The sequence below is a fragment of the Paraburkholderia sp. GAS199 genome (assembly GCF_050436585.1).
In the GTDB taxonomy this organism is placed as follows: domain Bacteria; phylum Pseudomonadota; class Gammaproteobacteria; order Burkholderiales; family Burkholderiaceae; genus Paraburkholderia.
This window is the reverse complement of record NZ_JBNDMM010000009.1, coordinates 122,400-134,495: the sequence shown is the minus strand read 5'-3', so window position 1 is coordinate 134,495 and position 12,096 is coordinate 122,400. Positions and strand designations below refer to the sequence as shown.

Below are 12,096 nucleotides of genomic sequence, written 5' to 3'. Positions count from 1 at the left end.
AGCGCGGCAAGCGGCTTGCCGCGCGTCTCAGGTTTGTGGCCGGTTCAACGCGTCGACCAGATCGAGCGGTTCGTACGGCTTGCGCAACATGGTGGCGTGCGGCAGCACCCGACGCTGCTCCGGCGTCAGCACGAGGTCGGAGCCGGTCAGAAAAATGACCCGCAGATGAGGCCGCGTTTCGCACACCTCCATGGCCAGATCGACGCCCGATTTGCCCGCGAGCCCGACGTCGGTCAGCATCACGTCGATGGCATGCTGGCTCAGAATCGCCTTCGCGTCGTGCTCGCCTTCGGCCTCCAGAATGTCGAAGTCGAAGGCGCGAAGCAGTTCGGCGGTACTCACGCGTATCAGTTCGTCGTCTTCCACCAGCAGAATGCGCGGGCCCGCCGCCTCGACCGCAAAAGTGTCGGCACTCTGCGCCGTCGCGGGCGGATCGATCTCCAGATGCTGTGGTTCGAGCGTCGCAGCGTCCTGCGTCTGCGGATGCTGCAATTGCAGCACATGACGGACTTTGCGCGCCAACGCTTCGTGCGTATAAGGCTTGCTCAGCAATTCGATGCCTTCGTCGAGCCGTCCGGCATGCACGATCGCGTTATCGGTGTAGCCCGAGGTGAACAGCACCGCGATCGACGGCAAGCGTTCGCGCGACTTGCGCGCCAGTTCGGTACTGCGCAGCGGACCGGGCATCACCACGTCGGTGAACAGCAGGTCGATCGGCACGCCGCTTTCCACGATCGCCAGCGCGCTCTGCGCGTCTTTTGCCTTGAGCACGCGATAGCCGAGGTCGGACAGCATTTCGACCACCGTCGCGCGCACTTCCTCGTCGTCCTCGACGATCAACACCGTTTCCGTGCCGCCCTTGGCCGGCCCGGCATCGACATTGGTTTCGAGATCTTCTTCCTGGCGCACGCGCGGCAGATAAATGCGTATCGTCGTGCCGTGTCCCCGTTCGCTGTAGATCTTCACGTGACCGCCGGACTGCTTGACGAAGCCGTAGACCATGCTCAGGCCGAGGCCCGTGCCTTGTCCTTCGGGCTTGGTCGTGAAGAACGGTTCGAACACGCGTTCGCGCACTTCCGCGGTCATGCCCATGCCGGTGTCCGTTACGGCGAGCATCACGTACTGGCCCGGCACGACGTCCGCGTGACGCTTGGCGTAGGCGTCGTCGAGCGAGGCATTGCCGGCTTCGATCGTGAGCCGCCCGTGGCCGCTCATCGCGTCGCGCGCATTGATGGCGAGATTGAGCAGCGCGTTTTCGACCTGAAACGGATCGACCAGCGTATTCCACAAACCGCCCGACACGATCGTTTCGATTTCCACGCCGTCGCCGAGCGCGCGCCGCAGCATGTCGTCGAGACCACGCACGAAGCGGCCGAGGTTGACCACCTTCGGCGCGAGCGGCTGACGCCGCCCGAAGGCCAGCAATTGCGACGCGAGATTCGCGCCGCGCGCCACGCCCGCCAGCGCATTGCGCACACGCTGCTCGGGTTTGTCGGAGCCGGCCACGTCTTTCGCCAGCAATTGCAGATTGCCGCCGATCACCTGCAAGAGATTGTTGAAGTCGTGCGCCACGCCGCCCGTGAGCTTGCCGATCGCTTCCATTTTCTGCGCCATGCGCAGCGCTTCTTCGGCGTGACGCAGCGCTTCGGTGGTTTCCTTGTCCGCGGTCACGTCGCGGCCGACGCCGTGAATGCGCGAGGTGGCCGGATCGAGTGCGAGGGTCCACGCGACCCAGCGCCACGTGCCGTCGATCCGCTTGAAGCGGTTCTCGTAGCGCACCGGCACGCCCGTGCTTCGCAACTCGGCCAGATGACGGCGCACGGTATCGACATCGTCGGGATGAACGAGGTCGAAGTAGTTGCGCGTCATCAGCCAGGCGAGGTTGTGGCCGAGCGCGCTGCTCCATGACGGGCTCACGCGCTGCAAACGTCCTTCGAGATCGGCGACCACCAGCAGGTCTTCGCTGAGTTCCCACAATCGATCGCGATCGGCCACGGCTTCGAGCACACGGCGCTCCAGCGTTTCGTTCAGATCGTGCAACGCGCTCTGCGCCCTCGTGCGCTCGTCGATTTCGGATTGCGCCGCCTGATAGAGACGCGCGTTGTCGATCGCAACCGCTGCCTGCGCGGCGATGCCGGCCACGATGCGCTCGGCGCGTTCCGTGAAGATGCCCGGCTCCGGATGCCCGAAGAACAGACCGCCGACCACTTCGCCGCTGCGCGACTGCACGGGCGCGGCCAGATAGCTGCGCACCTTCAGATGGCCTTCGGGCATGCCGCGATGCGGCGCGTTATGACCGTAGCGCGGATCTTTGGTGATGTCGTCCACACGCACGATGCCTTCACCGTTGAACGTGGGTCCGAACACCGCGGTATTGCGCGGCATGGGGAACTGCGCAAAGCTCTCTTTCGGCACGCCCGACAACGTGTACAGCATGTAGCTGCCGCCCTCGTTGTCGAGCACGTTGTAGAAGAACGAGCCGAAGGCGGCGCCGGTCAACTCTGTGGCCGCGTCGGTGACGATCTGCACCGCGCGGTTCAGATCGAGTTCGGCGGCGACGGTCTTGCCCACCCGGTTCAGAATTTCGAGCGTGCGCGACTCTTCGCGCAGCTTCATTTCGGTGGCGCGTCGCAGACGCGAAAGCTGCAGATTGCCCGTCACGCGCGCCAGCAGTTCGCGTGCGGAAAACGGCTTGGTGAGGTAGTCGTCGGCGCCCTGCTCGATGCCGTCCACGCGCGCTTCCTCGCCCGCGCGCGCCGACAGCATCAGCACCGGCGTCTCGCGCAAATCCGGATCGGCGCGCAGTTCGCGCAGCAAACCAAACCCGTCGAGCCGCGGCATCATCACGTCGGACACGATGATGTCGGGCGGCTCGGCGCGTGCGGCTTCCAGTGCCGCCTGACCGTCGGGCGCAATCGATACTTCATGGCCCGCCGCGCTCAGAATGCGGCGCATGTAGTCGCGCAAATCGGCGTTGTCGTCCACTACCAGCACGCGCGCGCCCGGCGGGATTGCATCGTGCGGCGCGTTGCCGGCCGCTGCGGGCGCGGCCAGGGGCGTCACCGCTTCGTTCTCGGGACTCCAGCGCAGCGCGGCGTCCACGTAGGCGTGCGCGTTTTTGCTCATCGGCGCGCGCACGGAACCGGCGGCGTCCGACGGCACCGCACCGCCGCGCGGCAAATGCACGCTGAAACGCGCGCCCTCGCCGAGCGTGCTGTCCACGCTGACCGTGCCGTCGTGCAGCTTGACGAGTTCCTGCACCATGGCAAGACCGATGCCGCTGCCCTCCACCGAGCGGCCGGGCGCGCCCGCCACGCGGTGGAAACGCTCGAACAGCCGCGGCAATTCTTCCGCGGCGACGCCGATGCCGGTGTCGCTCACGTTCACGCGCGCACCGCCGTCTTCCAGCGCCTCGACCGTCACGCGAATGCTGCCGAAGAACGTGAACTTGTACGCGTTCGACAGCAGGTTCATCACGACCTTTTCCCACATCTCGCGGTCGAGTTGCACGACGACCGGCTCGGCGGGAATCTCCACCACCAGTTGCATGCCGGCCGTTTCTATCGCCGACTGAAACAGCGCAGCGAGTTCGGCCGTGAAACCGGCGACATCGGTGGGCTGCGTGTGAATCTCGATGCGCCCCGCCTCGATGCGCGAAAAATCGAGCAGCGCGTTGACCAGCTTCAGCAGACGCAATCCATTGCGATGCGTGATTTCGAGCAGCGCGCGATCGGACTCTTCGCGCACGTCCGGCTCGCTGGCCGCGCTGCCTTGCGCAGCGGTATCGGGCTGCGGTTTGGCGAGCAGCTCCTCGAGCGGCCCGAGCATGAGCGTGAGCGGCGTGCGGAACTCGTGGCTGATATTCGAAAAGAACGTCGTCTTGGCGCGATCGATTTCGGCGAGCGCTTCCGCGCGCCGCCGCTCTTCCTCGTAAGCCTCGGCATAACCGATTGCCGCGCCGATCTGCCCGGCGCTCAGGTTCAGAAAACTGCGATACGCGTCGTCGACCAGACGATACGGATTCAGGCCCGCGACCAGCACCACCGCGGGCACCGTTTCGCTGCCTGCCGCAACCGGCAGCACAATCGCCTGTTCCGGACCGACCGGCCACGGACCGCCCGGCAGCGCCTTGCCGAAGCGCTGCGTCAAACCTTGCACGGTCTGCGCGAGCTGGCTGCGCTGCACGTCGCCGACGGGCCATGCCGCGTTCGCGCCCGGCGCGATCGTGTCGGGGGCGGCGGGATGGCCCGCCTCGATGCCGCTTCGGCCGGCCAGGGTGAATACGTCGCTGCCGGGCTCGGCGGCGTACAGCAGCGCAAAAGGAATGTCGCAGGGATTCGATTGCAGCGCGGCCGCGCTCAGTTCGCAGGCTTCGCGCCAGTTGCGGGCGTCGGGGCTGGCGGCGGCAAGTTCTTTCAGCAGCGCCAGTTGTCTTTCACCGACCACGCGCGCCGTGTCGTCGCTGTTGGCGCAGATGATCCCGCCGGGTTCGCCGTCGTCGCCGGGAATCGGACTGTACGAAAAGGTGTAATACGTTTCTTCGGGGAAGCCGTTGCGCTCCATGATGAGCAGCTTCTGTTCGACGAAAGTGCCTTCCGCGCCGCTCAGCGCGGTGTTCAGCAACGGCTCGATGTCGTTCCAGATTTCATGCCACACCACGCGTGTCGGCTTGCCGAGCATGGCCGGATGCTTGCCGCCGATGATCGACTTGTACGCGTCGTTATAGAAGTACAGCAGGTCGTCGCCCCAACCGATCCAGATCGGCTGACGCGAGGTGAGCATGATGCGAATCGCGATCTTCAGACCTTGCGGCCAGCTGTGCGGCGCGCCGAGCGCGGTGCTCGTCCAGTCATAGGCGCGGATCAGCGCGCCGAGTTCACCGCCGCCGGCAAGAAAAGCAGGCGAATCTGAGTTCATGGCAGAAACATTCGACATGGAACTGTCCGGCATTTTCAACGCGATCTCCTCGACACGGCGGGGGCATTTCTCGGTGTGGACCGGCGTTGCAAAGTCGATGCCTGACAGGACTGTCGGCAATCGACAAAGGTTGGGACACGGAAACTAGCGGGATTTTCGCACGGCGCAGCGCGGCGTGTTCGAGGAAAATGGGCAGACACGGACGGTCTGCCGGCAGGCGGATGACAATGCGCGCACTTCGCAGGCGGCGAATGCGCGCGCGGCTCGGGTGTTGCGCTCGAGCCGCTTCGGAATGCAGGTAAAAGGTACGTCGAATCAGGCGTTTGCCGTGGCGAACTTCCCGATTGCCAAGGCGACTCGCCGACGAGCGTTGCCAGCGTGAACCCGCGCCGTCGACGCGCCCAACTCAGCGCCGTCAGGTGCGACTCAGCCTAGCTCAGACCGACACACACCGCCGCCACGATCGAGCCGATCACGAGAACCGCGCCCACCGTCTTGCGTTTGTTCAACTCGGTCCACAGAAGAACGCCCGTGAGCGAGAGCAGGATGATGCTGCCCGCCAGCGTGTCGATCAGCAGCACCCAGCCGACACTCAGACCGACGCCTTTGTGCAGGTTTGTCAGCGCGGCGAGGAAGGTGTTTTCGCTGCGCTTGACCGTCACGTAGTTATTGCCAACCCAGTATTCCGCCGACGTATTTTCCTGCGGCGACGCGAAGTTGAGTTGCCAGTGCTCCGGCTGGACCATGCTGCGATCGCCCCATGCCACCGGATGCGACGGCTCCTTCTGCACGCGGCCCGGCTTGCCGCTCAGCTTCAATTCGCCCTTCAGCCATTTGGCGAGGTCGCGCGGCGATTCGGGCACCGGTTGCGGCAGCGGCACCTGCAACACGGCCACTTGCGGCTCGCCGGTCGACACACGCAGCGGACCGCCGCGATGGTTCAGGAAAAAGCCCGTTGTGCCGAACAGCAGACCCAGCGCCGCGCCCCACAGACCGACCCAGCCGTGCACCTTGCGCAGCCACTTGATGAAGGTGGCGCGGCGCGAGCGCTGTTGACGCGCTTTCAGTTCGCCGCTGTCGAGCCGGTGCGGCTCGCGGGTGGCGGCGTCGATGGCCGAAGCCGGTTGAATGTCGATAGCCTCGGGTACGCTCACGTTTCACTCCAGGTGCGCAGCAGGTTGTGGTAACAACCAACGAGACTGCGGCGCGCAGTGTCGTCGGCCTGGGTGGCGTTCAGGCGTTGAATCGCCGTGTCCATGTCGAACAGCAAGGCACGATGCGTATCGCTGCGCACGAGGCTCTGCACCCAGAAAAAGCTCGCGATACGCGCGCCGCGCGTGACCGGCGTGACCTGATGCAAGCTGGTTGCCGGATAGACGATCATGTCGCCCGCCGGCAGCTTCACCTGCTGCACGCCGTAAGTATCTTCGATGACGAGTTCGCCGCCGTCGTATTCGGAAGGCTCGGAAAGGAACAGCGTGACCGAGACGTCCGTGCGCAACTTCACGCCGTTGGGCAAGACCCGCACGGCGCCGTCCACGTGAGAGCCGAACTGCATGCCGCCTTCGTAGCGGTTGAAGAGCGGCGGATACACCTGGTTCGGCAGCACGGCGCTGATGAACAGCGGATTACGCTCAATCGCGCCGACGATCACGTCGCCGAGCTCACGCGCCACCGGCGAATGCTCGGCGATCTGCTGATTGCGTTTGACCGGCGCGCCCTGATAGCCGGCGGTCGCGCGACCGTCGACCCAGGCGTCGCCGGCCTCGTCGAGCCGCTTGCGGACGATGCGCAATTGCTCGGCATCGAGCACGTTCGGTATGTGCAACAGCATGTCGTTTCCTTTCCGTAGGCTCGCCGGATGCTAAAACAGCGAGCCTACCGCATCCCTGTGACGCGAATCAAAAGCGGTAGTCGAACGTCGCCAGCAGCGTACGGCCGATACCCGGCACGGAGCGTCCGCCGTCGGACGGAATCAGCGCGTCGTAGTACATCTTGTTGGTCATGTTCAACAGGTTCAAGCGCACGTCGTATTTCTTCGCGTGGTACGCGGCGGTCGCGTCCCAACGCGTGTAGCCCGGCACCATCACGTAGTTCGTGTTCGACGCATAACGCGGCGACATGTACGTCGGGCCGCCACCGATTTCCCAGTGCGGAGTGATCGCGTAGGTGGTCCAGAGCGTCAGCGTGTTGCGCGGCGTGTTGGCCGGCACGTGACCTTGCGTGCCGTCGAGCGCCTTCAGGATGATGGCGTCCATGTACGTATAGCCGCCGAACACCTGCCACTTGTCCGTGATGTGACCCGTCACGCCCGCCTGGAATCCGTCGACGCGGATGTCGCCGTCGAGTTCGTATTCGGTAGGCGACACCTGGGTGCGCGCATTGTTCTTCTCTTCGCGGAAGAACGCCGACGTGACCGACAGACCGCCGCCGAGCAGATCCCACTTCGCGCCGACTTCATACGACTTGGTGGACTCGGGCGCGAGGTTCTGCGTCAGGTTCGTCACCGTCAATGCTTCGAGCGACGGGTTGAACGACGTGCCGTACGACATGTAGTACGACTGCCAGTCGGTCGGTTGATAGATCACACCGGCGCGGACGCTGGTGAAGTAGTTGGTTTGCGTCGCGTAAAGCGGCAGGCTGATCGAATTGTGGATCTGCGCCTGGAAGCGATCCCAGCGCAAGCCGCCGATGAATTTCCAGTCGCGGCCCAGCGAGATCGTGTCGTTCACGTACGCGCCGATTTCGTTCGAGCCGGAATCCGCGTAGTTGCCGACCGTGGTCGTCACGCCCGCGGGATTCGCCAGGTACGCCGGATTCACCATCGACACGACCGGCAGGTTGTTACGCGTGTACGCCTGGTTCGAATAGCTGTCGTGTCCGAGGTCGACGCCGGCGATCAGGTCGTGCTTGATCGGACCGGTGTCGAACTTGTATTCGATCATCGTGTCGTTGTACAGCGAGTGGTTCTCGATCACACGGTCGTGGCTTTGCAACTTGATGAACAGTTGCGACGGCGAGAGTGTCGTGTAATTGCCGTTCGACAGCGCCGGGCTCGTGGCGAGCGGACCAGTCAGCACGGCTTGCGGCGCGGTTTCACGCGCGTCGGTGAGCGAGTGCGAGAACTGCGTCTGGTTCGTCAGGATCAGGTTGTCCGAGAACTTGTGCTTGATGCCGGCGGTGAAGGTCTGGATGTCCTGAATCGTGCGGTCGGTGGTCAGGCCGTAGAACGTGTTCTTCGGCACCGGCGACGGACGGCCGTTCAACGCCTGCACGCCGTAGTCCGGCATATCGTAGTTGTGCTGGATCAGCGCGGACAGCGTGATTTCGGTCGGCGTGCCGATGCCGAAACGCACTTCGGGCGCAATGCCGTAGTCCTTGTTCTTCATCTCGTCGCGCGTCGAACCGAGGCTCTGGCCGAACGCGTTGAGGCGAATCGCGGAGGTGTCGGTGAGCTTGTGGTTGACGTCGACGGTGCTGCGGTACTTGGCGTCGGTGCCGATCATGCCGGTCACTTCAGCCGAGTCCTTCAGGTTCGCTTTCTTGCTGACCTGATTGATCACGCCGCCGGTCGATCCGCGGCCGAACAGCATCGACGAAGGACCGTACAGCACTTCGAGTTCTTCGAGGTCGAAGGTGTCGCGATAGTACTGGTTGCGATCGCGGAAGCCGTCGAGGTAGATGTCGTTCTGCGCCGTGAAGCCGCGCAGGTTGACGTTGTTGCCGATCTGGCCGCCTTCGGCCGCGCCGATCGTCACGCCCGGCGCATTACGCAGCGCGTCCTGGAACGACGTGGCGCCCTGCGACTGCAGAACGGACTTGTTGATCACGGTGACGGTTTGCGGAATGTCGCGCAACGCGGTGGGCGTCTTCGCGCCGACCGTCGAGCGTTCCGGCTGGAAATCCTGTTGTTCGGCCTGTGCCGCGACGCCGATGGTCGGAAGGGTTGCGTTCTCGGTCGACGTGCTTTGCGTGGCAGGTTGAGCAGCAGTTTGCGGAGCGGTCTGGGCGACAGCAGGGGTCGCGAACGGAACGGCAAAAGCTAGCGCTAACGCAGTCGCAAGCGGCGTGTGGTTAAACATGGGAATCCCGTCAGAAGTGCGTTTGCCGATCGGCGTGGAGGGCACGCGACCTATGACAAAACCGCAATTGGCTGGCTGCCGGTCCTCAGAAAATCACGAAGACGACGGGTTGGCTGGCTAGTGGTTGAATGAGAATCGCTATCATTCCACACGCATAATGACGCAGCAATGGTCGCGTAAGTTACTTGCCGTAACTTATTTGTTTCGGAAAATTACTGACGTAATGTTGATGTAATTATCAGCCGATTACGTGAATCCAAACATTACAACAACGAAAGCTTTAAACCTTACACCAACCTATTCAGCGGATTTTTACTTTTTACCAAGCTTTCGATAAGCCTTCAGTTTTGCCGGTTTAACGCGCTGAATTCGTGTTCGGAAAGTTTGAGAAAGTTTCGCATTTTTGCAACAGCCCGCACTGGCAGTACGGTTTTTCCGTACGGACAGCGCGGGAATGAACCAAAAAAGTTGAGCGCCCGTATCGGCCACCGCGGCGCGAGTCAGCGCGACGCCGTAACCGACCGCCACGAGCCCGCGCCGCCACGCCATCACGTCGAGCCGAACTGCCGCGGCACGCTTACGTTTGGCCAAGCGCTCACTTGAACGCGCCCGTGCGCTGATTGGCGTCCGGCAATTGCCGCGTCTCGCGCAACGAGCGCGGATGCCACAGGCGCGCGCCGCCTTCGATACCGGCGTCGTTCGATACGGTCGCGACGTTCGGCGGCAGATCGAACTTCAGGCGCGCCGCGTTGCCGCCGCCGATCCACAGCTTGTCGTAATTCACCAGCGAATCGAGGATGCCGATCACCTTGGCGACCCGCCGGTTCCAGCGCTTGTTGCCCACTTTCTCGCGCGCCGCTTCGCCGATGTATTCGTCGTACGCCACGCCTTTCTTGCTGACCGGATGATGCGCGAGTTCCAGGTGCGGCATCAGTTCGCCGTCACGGAACATGGCGGTGCCCGCGCCGGTGCCGAGCGTCAGCACGAATTCGAGCCCGTGACCTTCGATCGCGGCAAAGCCCTGCATTTCAGCGTCGTTGATCATGCGAACGGGCAGGCCGCCGAGGCGCTGCGCGAGCGAGTCGGCGAGCGGAATGTCGTGCCAGCCTTCCACGCCGAAGTGCGGCGCGGTGAGGATGCGGTTGTTGCGCACCACGCCCGGAAAGCCGATCGACATGAGCGTGGGCGGCTCCTGCGTGACGATCGGCTCGACCAGCTTCGCCAATGCGTCCACCAGTTGATCCGGCGTGCACGGATGCGGTGTGGCTACCCGCACGCGCTCGGTTTTCATCTGCCCGTCCGCGTCGATGATGGCCGCCTTCAGACCAGTGCCGCCGACGTCGATTGCCAGAATCCGCTCGGTGCTGGCAGTTGCTTTCTTCCTGACTGTCTTACGTGTCGCCACGGTATCCCCCGATTGTTGTGTTGCACTTAACGAAGTTACTTCTTCTCGACCGCGTTCTGCTTCAACGGCCGCCATGCATGTCCATCGCGCGCGAGCAGCGCATCGGCTTCGGCCGGACCTTCGCTACCGGCCGCATAGCCGCGCACGGGAATCGGGCCGCCGGTTTTCGGATGCAGCACGTCGTCCACCGCGCACCAGCTGGATTCGATGCTGTCGGCGCGCTGAAAGAGCGTTTCGTCGCCGAGCATGCAGTCGTACAACAAGGTTTCATAGCCGACGTTGGCGCGTTCCGCGAAAAAATCACCGTAATCGAACGACGACTGCACCGCGCCCACCTGCATGAGCGGACCCGGCGTTTTCACGTTGAAGTCGAAGCTCGTGCCGTGCGCCGGATCGATGCGCAAGGTCAATACGTTCGGGGTCAGTGCGTCGACGGGCGTGTCGCGGAACAGCCGGAACGGCACCGGCTTGAGTTGCACCGAAATCTCCGTGCGACGCGCGGCAAGACGCTTGCCCGTGCGCAGATAGAACGGCACGCCGGCCCAACGCCAGTTTTCGACGAACACGCGCGCGGCCGCATAGGTTTCGGTCGTGCTGTCCGGCGCGACGTCCGGTTCCTCGCGATAACCCACGCCCGCCGGCCCTTTTTCGTATTGACCGAACACCACGTCGTCGGCGGTCAGCGGCTGGATCGCGTCGAAGATTTCCGCTTTCTTGTCGCGCACGGCTTCGGCGTCGAAGGAATTGGGCGGCTCCATCGCGACCATGCCGAGCAACTGGAACAGGTGGTTCGGCAGCATGTCGCGGAAGGCGCCGGTCTGCTCGTAAAACTTGCCGCGCCCTTCCACGCCGATCGTTTCGGCCGCCGTGATCTGCACGCTGTCGATGTACTCGCGCCGCCACACCGGTTCGAACAGCGCATTCGCGAAGCGCACCGCGAGAATGCTCTGCACGGTGTCCTTGCCGAGAAAGTGGTCGATGCGATACACCTGCGATTCCTTCGCGAACGAAAGAATGTGCGCGTTCAGATCGCGTGCCGACGCGAGATCGGTGCCGAACGGTTTCTCGATCACGATACGCCGGAAACCGCCCTGCCCGGCCTTGTCGCCGTCGCTTTCCTTCAGCAGTTCCGCCTTGCCGAGATGCTCGACGATCGGCTTGAAGAAACGCGAACTCACCGCGAGATAAAAGATGACGTTGCCGCCCGGCGCCTGGTCGAGCTTCTGCTTGAGTTGCGTGAAGGTGTCGTCGGTTTCGAATTCGCCGGCCATGTATTCGAGCCGCTGCGCGACCCAGTCCCACGCCTTGTCGTCGAGCTTGCCGGCGTGGAAGGTGCTGGCTTTGTCGGCGGCGAACTGCTCCAGCGACTTGTGCAGATCCTCGCGCCATTCGCTGGTTTCGCGCTCGCCGTGATTCACGCCGATGATCTTCATGCCGTTGTCGAGCAGACCGTCCACCGCGAGGTTGTACAAGGCCGGCATCAGCAGACGTTTGGTGAGGTCGCCGCCCGCGCCGAAGATCACCAGCGTGCAAGGTGGCGCAGGCCGCTTGCCGGCCGGCGAAGGCGGCGCGCCATGCGGACTCGCGCTGACTTTGCAGCTGCGTTCCTGGGTGGAGTTGGCGTTGGTGGAGGCTGAGGTATCTGGAGTAGTCGACATGGGATTCGCTTGAGGAAGCCAATGAAACGGACGT

7 protein-coding genes are annotated in these 12,096 nt (G+C 63.6%); all 7 read right to left on the bottom strand.

The annotated features are described in order from the left end of the window. Nucleotides 1-27: 27 nt before the first annotated feature. The 7 genes from P3T18_RS29775 to zwf all read right to left on the bottom strand — a co-directional run bounded on the left by P3T18_RS29775 (nt 28) and on the right by zwf (nt 12,062). Nucleotides 28-4,935 carry a response regulator gene (locus tag P3T18_RS29775; protein WP_429303540.1) on the bottom strand — a complete coding sequence of 1,636 codons (4,908 nt, stop codon included), beginning with the start codon at nt 4,933-4,935 and terminating at the stop codon, nt 28-30. A 413-nt stretch (nt 4,936-5,348) separates the two neighbouring features. After that, nucleotides 5,349-6,071, bottom strand: a complete 723-nt coding sequence (locus tag P3T18_RS29770) for a PepSY-associated TM helix domain-containing protein (RefSeq protein WP_429303539.1) — start codon at nt 6,069-6,071, stop codon at nt 5,349-5,351. After that, nucleotides 6,068-6,751 carry a Fe2+-dependent dioxygenase gene (locus P3T18_RS29765; RefSeq protein WP_429303538.1) on the bottom strand — a complete coding sequence of 228 codons (684 nt, stop codon included), beginning with the start codon at nt 6,749-6,751 and terminating at the stop codon, nt 6,068-6,070. The genes P3T18_RS29770 and P3T18_RS29765 overlap by 4 nt, the downstream gene beginning before the upstream one ends. A 67-nt stretch (nt 6,752-6,818) precedes the next feature. Further along, a complete protein-coding gene (locus tag P3T18_RS29760; RefSeq protein ID WP_429303537.1) occupies nt 6,819-8,999 on the bottom strand; it encodes a TonB-dependent receptor in 2,181 nt (726 codons plus the stop codon). A gap of 312 nt (nt 9,000-9,311) precedes the next feature. Then, on the bottom strand, nt 9,312-9,590 hold the full coding sequence (locus tag P3T18_RS29755; protein WP_429303536.1) for a hypothetical protein: 279 nt from the start codon (nt 9,588-9,590) through the stop codon (nt 9,312-9,314). A gap of 4 nt (nt 9,591-9,594) precedes the next feature. Next, complete coding sequence (locus P3T18_RS29750; protein WP_429303535.1) at nt 9,595-10,404, bottom strand: ROK family protein; 810 nt, start codon at nt 10,402-10,404, stop codon at nt 9,595-9,597. Nucleotides 10,405-10,439: 35 nt separating this feature from the next. After that, entirely contained in the window at nt 10,440-12,062 is a 1,623-nt protein-coding gene (zwf, locus tag P3T18_RS29745; RefSeq protein WP_429303534.1) for a glucose-6-phosphate dehydrogenase, read from the bottom strand. Nucleotides 12,063-12,096 lie beyond the last annotated feature (34 nt).